Origin of the sequence: Rhodococcus sp. NPDC056960, assembly GCF_042674125.1 — a bacterium.
In the GTDB taxonomy this organism is placed as follows: Bacteria; Actinomycetota; Actinomycetes; order Mycobacteriales; family Mycobacteriaceae; genus Rhodococcus_F.
This window is the reverse complement of sequence record NZ_JBHURF010000011.1, coordinates 154,357-169,906: the sequence shown is the minus strand read 5'-3', so window position 1 is coordinate 169,906 and position 15,550 is coordinate 154,357. Positions and strand designations below refer to the sequence as shown.

Below are 15,550 nucleotides of genomic sequence, written 5' to 3'. Positions count from 1 at the left end.
GTTCCCATCCGTTGGCGTGTCGACCCAGTGTGACTCGAGGCACCGACAGGGTGCAGCGAATATTCGACGTTCCCGGGCGGCCCGGTGCGGCGGTAGTCTGAAATCCGAGCAGGTCAGCGCGCACATCTTCGGCAGGAGACAGTGATGGCCGACGCGGCGGCGGAACTCCGGACGGGCCGTGCGGCCTTCGATCGACGAGACTGGCGCGACACCTACGCGCGACTGTCGAGCGCCGACCGCCGCAACCCACTGTCCGGTGACGACCTCGAATTGCTCGCCACCGCCGCCTACCTGCTCGGTGAGGACGAGTCCAGCACCGCATGGTGGGAACGCGCGGTGCATGACTGGGTCCGCGCGGATCGACCGGTGCGCTCCGCGCGGTGCGCGTTCTGGCTCTCGTTCGTCCTGATCATGCGCGGCGAGCACGCGCGCGGCGGCGGTTGGCTGAGCAAGGCCCAGCGGCTGCTGGACACCGCGGGTGCGGACTGCGCGGAGCGCGGCTACCTGATGGTGCCGCAGGGGCTGCGACGGATCGACGAGGGCGACGGCGCCGCCGCCCGGGACATCTTCGGCGCGGTGACGGAGGTGGGCATCCGGTTCGCCGACCCGGATCTGACGACGCTCGGGATGCTGGGCACCGGCCATTCGCTCGTGCTCCTGGGCGACGTCGCCGAGGCGGTGTCCGCGTTCGACGAGGCGATGGTCGCGGTGACGTCCGACGAGGTGTCACCGGTCGTCGCGGGGATCGTGTACTGCGCCGTGATCGAGCAGTGCCAGAACATGTGCGATCTCCGCCGATCCCGGGAATGGACTGTGGCGCTGGAGGAGTGGTGTTCCGCGCAACCCGACCTCGTGCCGTACCGCGGTCAGTGTCTCGTCCACCGCGCCGAAATCCTGCAATTGCAGGGCGACTGGCCGACGGCGATGGACTCGGCGCGGCGGGCGCATGAGCGCCTCGCCTCGCATGCCGGCGTCGGGTCCGCCGCCTACGTGATGGCCGACCTGCACCGGCTGCGCGGCGAGATCGCCCAGGCCGAGAAATTGTTCCTGGAGGCGAACCGCTGGGGCAGGCGACCGCAGCCCGGACTCGCGCTGCTGCGGATGGCGCAGGGGCGGGTGGGCAGCGCGGCGGCGTCGATCCGCTGTGCGGTGGACGAGTCCACCGGCGCGGTGGAACGCGCCCGGCTGCTGCCGGCCTGCGTGGACATCCTGCTCGCCGCCGGCGACGTCACGGCCGCGCGCGTCGCCGCCGACGAACTCGACTCGATCGCCACACGGTTCGCGATCCCCTACCTGTGCGCACTGTCCGCGCAGGCGTCGGGATCGGTGCTGCACGCCGAACGGCGGGGCAGCGACGCGCTGACCGTTCTGCGCGACGCCTGGCGACGCTGGCAGGACATCGGGGCGCCGTACGAGTGCGCGCGGGTCCGGGAGTCGGTCGCGCTGGTCTGCCGCGACCTCGGCGACGACGACACCGCGCAGATGGAGCACGACCTCGCGTCCGCCGCCTACCGGCAACTGGGCGCGGTCCCGGACCTCGAGCGGCTGAAGGCGGAGTTCCGGCCCGACTCGACGGCGAGCACTCCGCTGACACCGCGCGAAGTGTGCGTGCTCCGTCTCGTCGCGGCCGGCAAGAGCAACCGCGCGGTGGCGACGGAACTGTTTCTCAGCGAGAAGACGGTCGCGCGGCACCTGAGCAACATCTTCGTCAAGCTGGGCATCTCGTCGCGGTCCGCCGCCACGGCATACGCCTACGAGCATCACCTCGTCGAACCGTCTGCATAAAAGCACCCATACGGTCGTACGTATCTGCGCCTTTTTCCCGACGCGCCCGGATCGGCCCCGGTCATAACGTCGAACATGACCACCGATCACCGCAGGGAAGAAGACAGACGATGTCCACAGAACATTTCGACACAATCGTGATCGGCGCCGGACAGGCCGGCCTCGCCACCGGGTACCACCTCACAAGACACGGACAGCGCTTCGTGATCCTCGACGCCCACGACCGCGTCGGCGACGTCTGGCGGGAGCGGTTCGATTCGCTCCGGCTCTACAGTCCCGCCCGGTACGACGGCCTGCCCGGCTGGGGCATTCCTGCCCGGGCCTGGTCCTGGCCGGGCAAGGACGAGGTCGCCGATTACTTCGAGGCCTACGCGGAGCGGTTCGCGTTGCCCGTCCGGACCGGCGTCACCGTCGACGCCCTGTCCCGTGCCGGCGACCGGTATGTCGTCACTGCCGGGACGGAGCGGTTCGAGGCCGACAACGTCGTCGTCGCGTCCGGGACCTGGCAGAATCCGGTGGTCCCGGATGTCGCCGAGCGCCTCGATCCCCGGATCCGGCAGCTGCATTCGAGCGACTACCGCAATCCCTCCCAACTGCAGGACGGGCCGGTGCTGGTCGTCGGGTGCAGCCACTCCGGGGCGGATATCGCACTGGAGGTGTCCCGTTCGCATCGCACCACGATCTGCGGGCCGGTCCGCGGGGAGGTGCCGTTCGACCTCGAGGGGCGCATCGCCCACGTCGCGATCCCGATCATGTGGTTTCTGGCCAATCACGTACTGACGGAACGCACGCCGATCGGGCGGAAGATGCGCCCCCACGTCCGCTCGGGCGGCGGACCCCTGCTCAGGGTCAAACGCGCCGACCTGGCCGCGGCCGGTGTGGACCACCGTCCCGCGAAGGTCACGGATGTGCGCGACGGCAAACCCGTCCTCAACGACGGTACGGCCCTCGACGTCCGCAACGTCGTCTGGTGCACCGGGTTCCGCAAGGACACGTCCTGGATCCAGATCCCCGTCACCGGTGCGGACGGCTGGCCCGAGCAGTCCCGCGGCGTCTCGCCGGACCATCCGGGACTGTATTTCGTCGGGCTGCCATTCCTGCAGGCATTCGCGTCGATGCTCACCGGCGGGGTGGGCCGCGACGCCGGCTACGTCGCGAAACATATTGCGCGCAGACGGACGCGGGCAGCTGTCAGGCCGTCAGTACCAACCCCGACGTAGGTACGCCGGTGCCTGCGGTGACGAGGACGGTCCGAACCCCGGGCACCTGGTTCACGGACGTGCCGCGGATCTGACGTACCCCCTCGGCGATGCCGTTCATCCCGTGGATGTAGGCCTCGCCGAGCTGGCCTCCGTGAGTGTTGAGCGGCAGGGCGCCGTCGAGGTCGATGGCCCCGTCGGCGATGAAATCCTTGGCCTCGCCGCGGCCGCAGAAGCCGAGTTCTTCGAGCTGCATCAATACGTATGGTGTGAAGTGGTCGTAGAGGACGGCCAGATCCATGTCCTGCGGTCCGAGTCCGGCCTGATCCCACAGCTGCCTGCCGACCAGCTCCATCTCGGGAAGTCCCGCGGGGTCCGGACGGTAGTAACTGGTCATGATGTACTGGTCGCTGCCACTACCCTGGGCCGCCGCCGCGATCACCGCCGGTGTCTGCTTCAGGTCCTTCGCCCGCTCCGGTGACGTGACGACGATCGCGATGCCGCCGTCGGATTCCTGGCAGCAGTCGAGCAGGTGCAGGGGCTCGGCGATGAAGCGGGAGTTCTGGTGGTCTTCGAGTGTGATCGGCTTGCCGTAGAAGAAGGCGTTCGGGTTGGTGGCCGCATGCTTGCGATCGGTGACCGCGACCCGTCCGAAATCTTCACTCGTGGCGCCGTATTCGTGCATGTACCGCTGGGCGACCATCGCGACGAACGCCGCCGGCGTAGACAGACCGTGCGGGTAGGAGAACGCGTTGTCGGTGCCGGACGAGTTCACCTGCTGCACCAGGCCGGAGTTCACCTGCCCGAACCGCGTCCCCGACCGCTCGTTGAACGCCCGGTACGCCACCACCACGTCGGCGACACCGGTAGCCACGGCCATCGCCGCCTGCTGCACGGTCGCACACGCCGCACCGCCGCCGTAGTGGATGCGGCTGAAGAACTTCAGGTCCGGAATTCCGACCGAACGGGCAACGGCGGCTTCGGTGTTGGTGTCCATCGTGAAGGAGGTGAGGCCGTCGACGTCTGCGGGGTCCAGCCCGGCGTCGTCCAGGGCCGCCGTGACCGCCTCCGCCGCCAGCCGCAATTCGCTGCGTCCCGAGTCCTTCGAGAAATCGGTGGCGCCGATCCCGGCGATGACAGCCTTGCCCGACAGCCCGCTCATGCACTCGCTCCGTTCGTGCGTCCGTCCAGGACGAGGGTCACCGTCGACGTGATGTGGTCGCCGAGATCGTTCTTCCCGACGACGTCGAGCGTCACGACCCCGTCGTCCACCGACGCCACCGTGCCGCTCAGCGTGAGGGTGTCGTAGGCGTACCACGGGACCCCGAGCCGCAGCGCGATCGACTTGATCACCGCGGTCGGTCCGGCCCAGTCGGTGACGAACCGCTGCACCAGCCCGGTGTCGGTCAGGATGTTGACGAAGATGTCCTTCGATCCGCGCCGCTGCGCCAGGTCGCGGTCGTGGTGGACGTCCTGGAAGTCGCGCGTCGCGAGTGCAGCCGAGACGACGAACGTCGGGTCGCCGGTGACGGACAGCTCCGGAAGCGTCGTTCCCACCGCGACATCGAGTGTGGACGTCATGACTGCTCCTTCGCTCCGCGCTGCCACGCGTACAGGGTCCACGGCGTGCCGCCCGTCTCGTCGTCGCCGGGGAAGTCGAGGTAGGTCGCTTCCACCGGCATCCCGATCGTGACGTCGGCGGGCTCGACCCCGCGCAGCTCGCCGAGCATCCGGACGCCTTCCTCCAGTTCGACGAGCGCCACCACGAACGGCAGCGAGCGTCCCGGGACCTTCGGCGCGTGGTGGACGACGTAACTGAACACCGTGCCGCGGCCCGACGCGACGACGTACTCCGTCGCCTCCGTCTTGTCCTTCCACAGCGCAGGCACCGGCGGGTGCTGCAGCGACCCGTCCGCACGCTGCTGGATCCGCAATTCGTGCGCGGCGATGCCGTCCCAGAAGAACTGGGTGTCCTGGGAGGCGCTGGGCCGCATCATCTTCGTCGGGTCCAGATCGTCGTACGACGGACCCTGCCCGTTCCCGGACGGCTGCGCCGCAGTGGATTTCGGCATGAACTTCAGGATCCGGAACAGCATCTCGGCCACCGGTTCTCCGGCGGCGTCCCGCCACACGCTGCGGGTGGTGAAGAAGAAGCCCTCCCCGAGTCCCGTCTTCTTCGGGCCCACCACGTCCTCCAGGGTGGTGGTGATGGTGACGTCCTCACCGATCTTCAGGTAACGGTGGTAGACCTGATCGCAGTTGGTGGCGACGACGGATGTGTACCCGGCCTCGTCGAGGATGTTCGTCATGCGGCCCAGCGGGTCGTCGGGTTGCCGAACGGCGTTCAGGCCCTGCATCGTCCACACCTGCGCCATCGCGGGCGGGGCGACGACGCCGTCGTGTCCGGCCGCCCGCGCGGCCGCGTCATCGACGTAGATCGGATTCCTGTCGCCGATCGCCTCCACCCAGTTGTGGATCATCGGCTGGTTGATCGGGTCGCGTCCGGCGCGAGGTGCGCTCGGGCCCGCCGCCCGGACCTCGTCTGCGGCAGCGAGAATCTGTTCGGAACTCATCACGCGCGGCGCTCCTATCGCGGGACTCGGGGAAGTTTCAGGCCTGCGGTCGCGATCAGCTCGCGCATCACCTCGTTGACCCCGCCGCCGAAGGTGATGACGAGGTTGCGCTTGACCTGCATGTCGAGCCACGTCACGAGGTCCGCGGTCGCCGGCTCGGACGGGTCGCCGTACCGTCCGACTATCTCCTCGACGAGCCGGCCGATCCGCTGAATGCGTTCGGTGGCGAACACTTTCGTCGCGGACGCGTCGGCGACGTCGACGGCGTCCGACTCGCTCGACGCCACCTGCCAGTTGAGGAGTTCGTTGAGGCGGTACGTCGCGTGGATCTCGCCGAGCACCCGCCGCACGTCCGGTTCGCCGAGCAGGTCGTGTGCGGCCGCCCAGTCGCGGACGCGGTCGTAGAGTCCCCCGACCCGCCCGGCCGGCCCGAGCATGACCCGTTCGTGGTTGAGCTGGGTGGTGATCAGCCGCCAGCCCTGGTTCTCCTCGCCGACCAGCATGTCCGCAGGCACCCGGACGTCGGTGTAGTAGGTGGCGTTGACGTGGTGCGCGCCGTCGCACGTGATGATCGGCGTCCAGCTGTAGCCGGGGTCCTTGGTGTCCATGATGAGGATGGAGATGCCGCGGTGCCGCGAATCCGCCGAGCCCGTGCGGACGGCGAGCCACAGGTAGTCGGCGTCGTGGCCGCCGGTGGTGAAGATCTTCTGCCCGTTGACGACGTATTCGTCGCCGACCCGCACGGCCGTGGTCCGCAGCGCCGCGAGGTCGGTGCCCGCCTCCGGTTCGGTGTAGCCGATGGCGAAGTGCACCTCGCCGGCGAGGATCGCGGGCAGGAATTTCCGCTTCTGCTCCTCCGTGCCGTACACCTGCAGTGTCGGGCCGACCGTCTGCAGCGTCACCGACGGCAGCGGAACATCGGCTCGCACAGCCTCGTTCACGAAGATCTGCTGTTCGATCTCGCCGAAGCCGCGGCCGCCGAATTCCACCGGCCAGCCCACACCGAGCCAGCCGTCCTTGCCCATCCGACGGATGACCTCGCGGTAGGTGGCGCCGTGGCGCTCCGTGCGCATCACCTCCGCCTCGGCCGGGGAGAGCAGCCCGGAGAAGTAACGCCGGAGTTCCGCCTGCAGTTCACGCTGCTCGTCGGTCAGATCGATGAACACCGGGCCCCCACGAGGTCGAGTCGGTACGAGGCGCCGCCCACGAGGCGGGCCAGGTCTTTGGCGGTCGAGTAGTAGCGGTGCAGCGGGTACGTGACGTCGACGCCGATCCCACCGTGCAGATGGTGCAGCACCTGCATGGCCGCGGGCACCTCCGCGGCGATCCAGTACGCCATCACGTCGAGGTCGTCCTGCGCGTCCAGTCCCTCGGACACCCGCCACGACGCCGCGAGCGCGGACACATGCAGCGTGCGGGAGGTGACGTAGACGTCGGCGATCTGCTGGGACACGGCCTGGAACGTGGCGAGCGGCCTGCCGAACTGATTGCGGGTGGCGAGGTGTTCGGCCGCCAGAGCGGTTGCACCCGAAAGCAGTCCGTCAGCCACGGCCCCGATCGACGCGAGGGCGATGCGGTACAGCGTCTGCACCGCGTCGTCGCCGGCCGCGAGCAGTGCACCCCGCGCACCGTCGAACGTGATCGCGGATTCGGGACTCCCCGACGCCGACGGAGTCGAGGTGAGCGTGACGCCGTCCGCACCCGGATCCACGAGCACCACCCCGGCATCCGTCGGCACCAGGATCCGGTGCGCCTGCTCGGCGTACGGAACGGCGAGCACGCGCCCGGTGACGGAGTAGCCGTCGCCGTCCGCGACCGCCGTCACGGACGGTCGTGCCGGGAACTGCGCGCCGGGTTCCGCGAGGGCGGCGGTGAACGTACGTCCGGCGTCGAGTCCGGTGAGCAGTGCGTCCTGCGTCGCGTCGTCGCCGAGCGCGACGATGGGCAGCACGCCGAACCCGAGTGTCGCAAGGGCCGGGACCTGCGCCGCCGTGCGCCCGACCTCGGTGAGCAGCGCGCCGACGTCGGTGACCGACAGCCCTTCACCGCCGAGGCGTTCCGGAAGGGCGAGGGTGAGCAGATCGGCGTCGGCGAACGCGGCCCAGAGGGCGTCGCCGTCGAGGTCGCGGGCCAGCAGTCCGGCCGCGACCTGCGCCACGGCCTCCTGGGTTTCGTCCGGAGTGAAGTCCACGCTGACAATCCCCTCTTCGATTTAGAACGTGTTCTAGTTGTATCACCATCCCGGAACGCGCGAAAGACCGATCGCCGTCCGGCTCAGCCGCGCGGGAGACCGAGGATGCGCTCGGCCGCGACGGTCAGCAGGATCTGCGTCGTTCCGCCCGCGATCGACAGGCACCGCGTGTTGAGGAACTCCCGCGCCAGCGGACCCTCCACCCAGCCGTCCGTGCCGCCGAGTTCCATCGCGAATTCGGCGACGGCCTGCCGCTGACGGACACCGACCAGCTTGCGGACACTCGATTCGGGTCCGGGGTCCTGGCCGTCCAGCTGCCGGAGCGTGGTGCGCAGTTCGAGTTGTGAACCGACGAGCGCGGTGCCGATGAGCCGGCCGAGCCTGTCGTCGGTCACCGGGTCGCCGTCCCCCGCGAGCGCGAGCAGTTCCTCCGTCGCGGCACCGAGCGAGGAGCCCCCGCCCATCGCCACCCGTTCGTTTGCCAGCGTGGTGCGGGCCAGCGTCCAGCCGTCGCCGAGATTCCCGACCACCAGGTCGTCCGGCACGAACACGTCCTCGAGATACACCTCGTTGAACAGGGCGTCGCCGGTGATCTCGCGCAGCGGCGAGATGGTGATGCCGGGGCTCGACATGTCGACGAGGAAATAGCTGATGCCCTTGTGCTTGGGCACGTCCCGGTCGGTGCGGGCCAGACAGATCGCCCAGTCCGCCTCCTGCGCCCGCGACGTCCACACCTTCTGGCCGTTCAGCTTCCACCCGCCGTCCACCCGTTCCGCGGACGTGCGCAGCGCCGCGAGGTCGGAACCGGCGCCGGGCTCGCTGAACAGCTGGCACCAGACGATCTCCCCGCGCAGCGTCGGGGTCGCGAAGCGCGCGGTCTGCTCGGCGCTCCCGTGCTCGAGGATGGTCGGAACCGCCCACCAGCCGATCACGAGGTCGGGCCTGCCGACCCCGACGGCCGCCAGCTCCTCCTCGATCAGGATCTGCTCGGCGGCCCGCGCGCCGCGACCGTACGGTGCGGGCCAGTGCGGGGCCAGGTAGCCGGAGTCCGCCAGGGCCGCGCGTCGCTCGGATTCCGGCCGCGCCATCAGCTCCGCGATCTCGGCGTGGATCCGCGCCCGTTCGTCGTCGAGGCCGGTCAGGTCGATCGTCAGATGCCGGCGGGCACCCGCGCGCGTCAGTTCCGTGACCCGCGCCCGCCAGCGCGCGGAACCGCCGAGCAGCTGCCGCAGCGACGTGGCCCGGCGCAGATAGAAGTGGGCGTCGTGCTCCCAGGTGAAGCCGATGCCGCCGAGCACCTGGATGCAGTCCTTCGCGGTCTCGACCGCGGCGTCGAGCGTGACGGACGCCGCGACCGCGGCCGCGACGGGCAGCTCGCCGCCGTCCGCATCCCAGGCGCGCTCCGCCGCGACAGCCGCGTCCCACGCCGCCGCACCGGACTGTTCGACGCGGCACAGCATCTCCGCGCACAGATGCTTGATCGCCTGGAACGAGCCGATCGGTTTGCCGAACTGCTCGCGAATCTTGGCGTACTCCACCGCCGTTCGCAGGCACCAGCTCGCGATCCCGGACGCCTCCGCCGCGGCCAGTGTCGCGGCGAGATCGCGGACCAGCCCGTCCCGCAGTCCCGCGATCACCCGGTCGGCCGCCACCGCCACGCCGTCGCAGCGCACCCGGGCGAGCGGACGGCTCTTGTCGATCGTGTCGGCAACCGTGACGTCCAGGCCGTCGGCCTCGCCGTCGACCAGGCACCACACGACACCGTCGCCCGCGTCGGCGGGCAGCAGCACGGACACCCCGGCATCTCCGCCGATCGCGAAGCCCGCGTCGCCGGTGACCGTCAGTCCTCCGTCGGCTCCGAGCGTCGCGTTCACCGGGGGGTTGCTGCCGAGGGCCACCGCGCACGGCATCGCGCCGTCGGCGAGTTCCTCGGACCACCGTTTCGCGGCGGCACCCGAGCTGCGCCCGACGACGAGAGCGGCGAGAGCCGTCGAGAGAACAGGACCCGGGGCGAGTTCGGTTGCGGCCTGTTCGAGCATGGCGGCGAGGTCGACGATTCCCGCCCCCGACCCGCCGACCTCTTCGGGCACGGCAACGGAGAAAATTCCGATCGAGGAGAAGGACCGCCACGGCGTCCGCCACGAATCTGCTGGTCCTTGCCGTACTGTGACCAGCGGGTCCGTCGACCGCGCCCATGCCTGGATCGAACCCGCTGCGGCCCTCTGTTCGTCGGTGGTGGCGATAGTCACAACGGGTATCCGCCTCTCCTGAATGACACATTCGTCTAGAACGTGTTCTAATATGACACCTGGCCATGAGTCAAGGCGCGAAGGAAAACAGGTAATGACGACCAGCTCTCGATCACGGTCCACGACGGTCGCTGCGGCGACGCTGGGCGAGGACGATCTCAGTTCCAACGCGCAGAAGGAACGGCGCAAGCGGATCCTCGACGCCACCCTGGCCCTGGCCTCCAAGGGCGGATACGAGGCCGTGCAGATGCGGGCCGTCGCCGAACGCGCCGACGTCGCCGTGGGCACGCTGTACCGCTACTTCCCGTCGAAGGTTCACCTGCTGGTGTCGGCGCTCGCCCGCGAATTCGAGCGGATCGACTCGCGCGGAAAGAACCCGCCCGGCCGGAACCCGCTCGAGCGGATGCAGCTGATCCTCAGCCAGATCACCCGGGCCATGCAGCGCGACCCGCTGCTGACCGAGGCGATGACGCGCGCGTTCATGTTCGCCGACGCCTCCGCGGCCGCCGAGGTCGATCAGGTGGGCAAGCTGATGGACCGCCTGTTCGCCCGCGCGATGACCGACACCGAGCCCACCGAGGACCAGCTGGCCGTCGCCCGCGTCATCTCCGACGTGTGGCTGTCGAACCTGGTGGCCTGGCTCACACGCCGCTCGTCCGCGACCGATGTCGCGAATCGGCTCGAACTCACCGTCGAACTGCTGCTCGGTGACGGAAGCCGCAGACCCGAGTAGGACGCGATCGGGGCACAGCCCTCGCCGAGAACGCGCTCACAGCCGTCACATCCCCTAGATTTGAACGTGTGAGCGCCCATGATCTGCCCATCGAACTTCGTCGTGCCCTCTCCCGGGTGGCGCGGACCCCTCGACTGCTCGTCGCGTCCGATTACGACGGCACGATGGCCCCCATCGTCTCCGACCCCGAGAAGGCATTTCCGCACGCCGAATCGGTGCGCGCGCTCCGCGCCCTGGCCAGCCTCGCCGGAACCACGGCGGCCGTGATCTCGGGCCGGGCCCTCAAAGACCTCGCCGCGCTGTCGCGGCTGCCCGCCGAGGTGCAGCTGGTCGGCAGCCACGGCTCGGAATTCGACATCGGGTTCATCCATGCGATCGACGCCGACGCCAAGAAGCTTCTCGTCGAGATCACCGAGGAGCTCAGGCGGATCGCCGCCCTGCACGCCGGCACGTCGGTGGAGGCGAAACCGGCGAGCGTCGCACTCCACGTCCGCAACGCCGACGCCGAGGAAGGCGCACAGGCCCTGGCCGCGGTCCGCGCCGACGCCGGGCAGCGCGTGGGGGTCCAGGTCACCGAGGGCAAGTCCGTCATCGAACTGGCCGTCGTCGCCACCGACAAGGGCCATGCGCTCGACCTGATCCGACACCAGGACGGCGCGACCGCAGCCGTCTTCGTCGGCGACGACGTCACCGACGAGAAGGCGTTCGCCCGCCTCCAGGGCCCCGACCTCGGCGTGAAGGTCGGACCCGGCGACAGCCTCGCCGAATACCGGGTCTCGTCCACCGAGGACGTCGCCGCTGCTCTCGCGTTCCTGCTCGAGGAGCGCCGCACCTGGCTGTCCGGGGCGCACGCGCCGCCGATCGAGCGCCTCACCATGCTCGCCAGCCCGCGGACCGTCGCCCTCGTCACCCCCGACGCGACGCTCACGTGGCTGTGTCATCCCGAACCCGACTCGGCGTCCGTGTTCGCGCACCTGCTCGGCGGGCCGGAAGCCGGTCACTTCAGCGTCGGCCCGCACCGCAGCGCCCTGCCGCTGAGCCAGCGGTACATCGACAGCACGATGACCGTGCAGACCCGGTGGGCCAGCCTGGCCGTGACCGACTACCTGCCGCACGACGTCCGCCAGGGCCGCACCGACCTGACCCGGGTGATCAGCGGGAAGGCCGCCGCAGTCGTGACGTTCGCGCCGCGACCCGAGTTCGGGCAGGGCCAGGTCATCCTCGAGGCGGTCGCCGAAGGACTGCGGGTGCACGGCACCAACGAGCCGATCGTCCTGCGCTCCCCCGGCGTGCAGTGGAACGTCACGTCGGACGGCAACCAGCAGACCGCGCATGCCGTCGTCGACCCGTCCGGCGGCGACATAGTGCTGGAATTGCGTTGTGGCACCGAGGAAATCGGGCCGTCCGAGACGCCCGAGGAGGAGCGGCGCGCCGTCGCCGAATCGTACTGGTCGGATTGGGCGAAGAGCCTCACCCTGCCCACCCTGAAACCCGACCTGATGAAGCGCTCGGCGCTCACCCTGCGTGGCCTCGTGCACGTCGACTCCGGGGCGATCATGGCGGCCGCCACCACCTCGCTGCCCGAGGAGATCGGCGGCGTCCGCAACTGGGACTACCGATACTGCTGGCTGCGCGACGCGGCGCTCACCGCGTCCGCACTCGTCAGCATCGGTTCGCTCAGCGAGGCCGAGGGCTACCTCGACTGGGTGCACGACGTCCTCGAGACACTCCCCGGCCCCGAACGCCTGCACCCTCTCTACACGCTGCACGGTGCCGGTCTGCCGCCCGAGGCCGTCATCGACTCGCTGCCCGGATACGCCGGCTCGCGTCCGGTCCGCATCGGCAACGCGGCGAATCAGCAGGTGCAACTCGACGTGTTCGGACCCATCGTCGAACTCATCCACGACCTGTCCCATGCCCGCGAGAAGCAGGGCGTCGAGGTCGCGCTCAACGACCGCGACTGGGAACTGGTGTGCGCCATGGTCGAGGCGGTGGAGCGTCGCTGGTTCGAACCCGACCACGGAATCTGGGAGATCCGCGACAACCCGCGTCACCACGTGTACTCCAAGGTGATGGGCTGGGTCACCGTCGACCGGGCGGTGGCGCTCGCCGAGCACTTCGGCCGCGACATCGAACCTGGCTGGACGCCGCTGCGCGACAAGATCGCGGACGAGGTCCGCGAGAAGGGCTGGAAGGACGAGGTCCGCTCGTACACCGCCGCCTACGACGGCACCGACCTCGACGCTGCCACCCTCTACATCGGACTGTCGGGGCTGATCGACCCGTCGGACGAGAAGTTCGCGGCCACCGTCACCGCCACCGAGGCCGAACTGCGCAGCGGGTCGACCGTGTACCGGTACCACCACGACGACGGACTGCCCGGCACCGAGGGCGGCTTCCACCTGTGCGCGGCCTGGCTGGTCGAGGCGTACCTGCTGATCGGTCAGCGGTCGCAGGCGGAGGCGCTGTTCGCGCAACTGGTCGACGCCGCCGGACCGACCGGGCTGCTCAGCGAGGAATACGACCCCGTCGCCGAACGCTCACTGGGCAACCACCCCCAGGCGTACAGCCACCTCGGGCTGCTGCGCTGCGCCCAGCTCCTGGCCTAGAGCATCGGGTCGGTCAGCGCCTGGCCGGCCCGGCGGTCGTTCCGCGCAGCAGTTCCGTCTCGAGCATCTCGACGGTCGCGACACCGGAGTGCGACGGCGACATCAGCAGGGCGCCGCCGGCCCGGCGACCCTTCTCCTCCTGCGGCTGCCGCACCGTGGTCAGGCCCTCGCGCAGCGCGTCGTCGACGCCGTCGAACCCGGTGACCGACAGCTGTCCGGGCACGTCGATGCCCTGCCAACGCGCCCAGTCCAAGGCGCCCAGGGCGAGAACGTCGGTGGTGCACACGAGCGCGGTGATCCGCGGATTCACCCCGAGCGCCTGCGCGGCCCCGGCATGCCCCGACTTCCCGGTGTGCTCGAAACGCTCGACGACGGTCAGCGTCCCCGGGTCCAGGCCGGCGTCCGCCATCGCGTCGCGCACCCCCTCGATGCGTTCGCGCTGGACGTGGAAGTTCGGTGACCGCAGACGCTCGGCGTCGGCCACCCCGTCCGACCGGTCGCGTCCCAGCCGCATGCTCAGCACACCGATGTCGCGGTGGCCGAGGCCGATCAGGTAGTCGGCGAGGCCGCGCATCGCGCCGCGGTCGTCGATTCCGATGAGCGACGCCCCCGGGATCTCGCGAGGCTGGTCGCATACGACCATCGGGATGTGCCGCTCGCACACCGCCGCGAGGTAGGGGTCGTCGTCCGCGACCGAATACACCACGAACCCGTCGACACCCGCCTGCTGCACGACGGCGGCGGCGTCGGCCTCCTCGCGTCCCGGGCCCGCCGGGATCAGGAGCAGACCCTGCCCGGCCGCCTCGCACGACTCGGCCAGTCCGGACAGGAAGCTCATCGCGGCCGGGTCGCGGAAGGAGTAGCTGAGGGCCTCCGTGAGCAGCAGTCCCACGGCGCCTGCCCTGCGGGTGCGCAGTGAGCGCGCCACCGGGTCGGGCCCCGGGTACCCGCGGCGCTTCGCCGCCTGCAGCACCCGGTCACGGAGTTCCGCGGACAGTTGATCCGGCCGGTTGTAGGCATTGGACACCGTTGTTCGCGAAATATTGAGCTCGGCCGCGAGCGACGCCAGCGTGGCTTGGCGACGAGGTTGTCGAGACCTGGGCATAGGGGGACGTTAGTACCTGGCCGGCGTTCCGGCGCGTCGGGGCTGCACCGAAAGTGCACTACCAGGACCGATCCGCTAAAGTGCAACGGTAACGGTTTCCAATAGCGTTTAGCGTTCGTCTCTGTGTCAGGAGTTTTCTGTGCGCGTTTCCTCAGGTTTTCGTGCCGCCACGGCCGCCGTCGGGCTGTCGGTCGCCGCGACCCTCACCCTCAGCGCGTGCGGCTCCGACACCACCGGCGACGGCACGCTGACCGTCGTCGCGTCGACGAACGTCTGGGGCAGCGTCGCGCAGGCCGTCGCGGGTGACAAGGTGGACGTCACGTCGATCGTCACCGAGCCGTCGTCCGACCCGCACTCCTTCGAGGCGAGCCCCGCCGACGCCGCCAAGCTCACCGACGCGTCGCTGATCGTCTACAACGGCGGCGGCTACGACCACTTCGTCGACGACATCATCGGCACCGGCAACAGCGATCAACTCACAGTCAACGCGTTCGATCTCCTCCAGGGTGGCGCGCACGAAGGCGAGGACGAACACGCGGCCGGCGGCGACTCGCACGAGGGCCACGACCACGGCGACGTCAACGAGCACGTCTGGTTCGACGTCGACACCGTCGACGCCACCGCGCAGTCCATCGCGGACAAGCTCGGCCAACTCGACCCCGACAACGCCGACGCGTACAAGGCCAACGCCGCCGCCTTCCACGGTCAGCTCGAGCAGATCTCCACGATCACCGACGGCATCGCCGCCGCGCACCCGGGCGCGCCCGTCGCCCAGACCGAACCGATCGCCCACTACCTGCTCCAGTCGGCGGGGCTGAAGGACGTCACCCCACCCGACTTCACCAGCGCCATCGAGAACGGCAACGATCCCGCGCCCGCCGCCATCGCCGCGACACGGCAACTGCTCACCGACAAGCAGGTGCAGGCCCTCGTCTACAACGTGCAGACCCAGGACCGGGTCACCCAGGACGTGCGGGCCACGGCCGAGTCGGCGGGCATCCCCGTCGTCGAGGTGACCGAAACCCTGCCCGAAGGCCTGGACTACATTCAGTGGCAGACCAATACCGCCGAGTCGCTCGCCGCGGCTCTGCAATAGAACTGATCGG

At 69.7% G+C, this 15,550-nt stretch carries 12 protein-coding genes; 5 read left to right on the top strand and 7 right to left on the bottom strand.

Annotated features, from left to right (window positions below):
• The first annotated feature begins 144 nt into the window (after window positions 1-144).
• Both ACFTWF_RS19265 and ACFTWF_RS19260 read left to right on the top strand, forming a co-directional pair.
• The gene (locus ACFTWF_RS19265; RefSeq protein WP_378462777.1) at window positions 145-1,785 is read left to right on the top strand and encodes a LuxR C-terminal-related transcriptional regulator; all 1,641 of its coding nucleotides are present in this window, start codon (window positions 145-147) and stop codon (window positions 1,783-1,785) included.
• Window positions 1,786-1,895: 110 nt separating this feature from the next.
• Window positions 1,896-3,005, top strand: a complete 1,110-nt coding sequence (locus ACFTWF_RS19260) for a flavin-containing monooxygenase (RefSeq protein ID WP_378462776.1) — start codon at window positions 1,896-1,898, stop codon at window positions 3,003-3,005.
• Here ACFTWF_RS19260 and ACFTWF_RS19255 read toward each other — a convergent pair.
• The 6 genes from ACFTWF_RS19255 to ACFTWF_RS19230 all read right to left on the bottom strand — a co-directional run bounded on the left by ACFTWF_RS19255 (window position 2,977) and on the right by ACFTWF_RS19230 (window position 9,997).
• Window positions 2,977-4,146: a lipid-transfer protein gene (locus ACFTWF_RS19255; protein ID WP_378462775.1), complete on the bottom strand. Its 1,170-nt coding sequence runs from the start codon at window positions 4,144-4,146 to the stop codon at window positions 2,977-2,979. The genes ACFTWF_RS19260 and ACFTWF_RS19255 overlap by 29 nt on opposite strands.
• A complete protein-coding gene (locus ACFTWF_RS19250; protein ID WP_378462774.1) occupies window positions 4,143-4,565 on the bottom strand; it encodes a MaoC family dehydratase in 423 nt (140 codons plus the stop codon). The genes ACFTWF_RS19255 and ACFTWF_RS19250 overlap by 4 nt, the downstream gene beginning before the upstream one ends.
• Window positions 4,562-5,557, bottom strand: a complete 996-nt coding sequence (locus ACFTWF_RS19245) for a bifunctional MaoC family dehydratase N-terminal/OB-fold nucleic acid binding domain-containing protein (RefSeq protein ID WP_378462773.1) — start codon at window positions 5,555-5,557, stop codon at window positions 4,562-4,564. The genes ACFTWF_RS19250 and ACFTWF_RS19245 overlap by 4 nt, the downstream gene beginning before the upstream one ends.
• Window positions 5,558-5,571: 14 nt before the next feature.
• On the bottom strand, window positions 5,572-6,723 hold the full coding sequence (locus ACFTWF_RS19240; protein ID WP_378462772.1) for an acyl-CoA dehydrogenase family protein: 1,152 nt from the start codon (window positions 6,721-6,723) through the stop codon (window positions 5,572-5,574).
• On the bottom strand, window positions 6,708-7,748 hold the full coding sequence (locus ACFTWF_RS19235) for an acyl-CoA dehydrogenase family protein (protein ID WP_378462771.1): 1,041 nt from the start codon (window positions 7,746-7,748) through the stop codon (window positions 6,708-6,710). The genes ACFTWF_RS19240 and ACFTWF_RS19235 overlap by 16 nt, the downstream gene beginning before the upstream one ends.
• 83 nt (window positions 7,749-7,831) lie before the next feature.
• Entirely contained in the window at window positions 7,832-9,997 is a 2,166-nt protein-coding gene (locus ACFTWF_RS19230) for an acyl-CoA dehydrogenase (RefSeq protein ID WP_378462770.1), read from the bottom strand.
• A 94-nt stretch (window positions 9,998-10,091) separates the two neighbouring features.
• Between ACFTWF_RS19230 and kstR the strand changes: the two genes are divergently transcribed.
• Together kstR and otsB are read left to right on the top strand one after the other, a co-directional pair.
• Window positions 10,092-10,730, top strand: a complete 639-nt coding sequence (gene kstR / locus ACFTWF_RS19225) for a cholesterol catabolism transcriptional regulator KstR (protein WP_005566090.1) — start codon at window positions 10,092-10,094, stop codon at window positions 10,728-10,730.
• 68 nt (window positions 10,731-10,798) lie between these two features.
• Window positions 10,799-13,339, top strand: coding sequence for a trehalose-phosphatase (gene otsB, locus ACFTWF_RS19220; RefSeq protein ID WP_378462769.1), 2,541 nt, complete (start codon window positions 10,799-10,801; stop codon window positions 13,337-13,339).
• 13 nt (window positions 13,340-13,352) lie between these two features.
• Here otsB and ACFTWF_RS19215 read toward each other — a convergent pair whose 3' ends face one another.
• The gene (locus ACFTWF_RS19215; RefSeq protein WP_378462768.1) at window positions 13,353-14,444 is read right to left on the bottom strand and encodes a substrate-binding domain-containing protein; all 1,092 of its coding nucleotides are present in this window, start codon (window positions 14,442-14,444) and stop codon (window positions 13,353-13,355) included.
• A gap of 139 nt (window positions 14,445-14,583) precedes the next feature.
• On the opposite strand from ACFTWF_RS19215, the gene ACFTWF_RS19210 reads away from it, so the two are divergent.
• The gene (locus ACFTWF_RS19210) at window positions 14,584-15,540 is read left to right on the top strand and encodes a metal ABC transporter solute-binding protein, Zn/Mn family (protein ID WP_378462767.1); all 957 of its coding nucleotides are present in this window, start codon (window positions 14,584-14,586) and stop codon (window positions 15,538-15,540) included.
• Window positions 15,541-15,550: the final 10 nt, after the last annotated feature.

Bases quoted from the DNA above. Each gene is read 5' to 3' on its own strand.
- ACFTWF_RS19265 (WP_378462777.1), top strand. From the start codon at position 145: ATGGCCGACGCGGCGGCGGAACTCCGGACGGGCCGTGCGGCCTTCGAT.
- ACFTWF_RS19260 (WP_378462776.1), top strand. From the start codon at position 1,896: ATGTCCACAGAACATTTCGACACAATCGTGATCGGCGCCGGACAGGCC.
- ACFTWF_RS19255 (WP_378462775.1), bottom strand. From the start codon at position 4,146: ATGAGCGGGCTGTCGGGCAAGGCTGTCATCGCCGGGATCGGCGCCACC.
- ACFTWF_RS19250 (WP_378462774.1), bottom strand. From the start codon at position 4,565: ATGACGTCCACACTCGATGTCGCGGTGGGAACGACGCTTCCGGAGCTG.
- ACFTWF_RS19245 (WP_378462773.1), bottom strand. From the start codon at position 5,557: ATGAGTTCCGAACAGATTCTCGCTGCCGCAGACGAGGTCCGGGCGGCG.
- kstR (WP_005566090.1), top strand. From the start codon at position 10,092: ATGACGACCAGCTCTCGATCACGGTCCACGACGGTCGCTGCGGCGACG.
- ACFTWF_RS19215 (WP_378462768.1), bottom strand. From the start codon at position 14,444: ATGCCCAGGTCTCGACAACCTCGTCGCCAAGCCACGCTGGCGTCGCTC.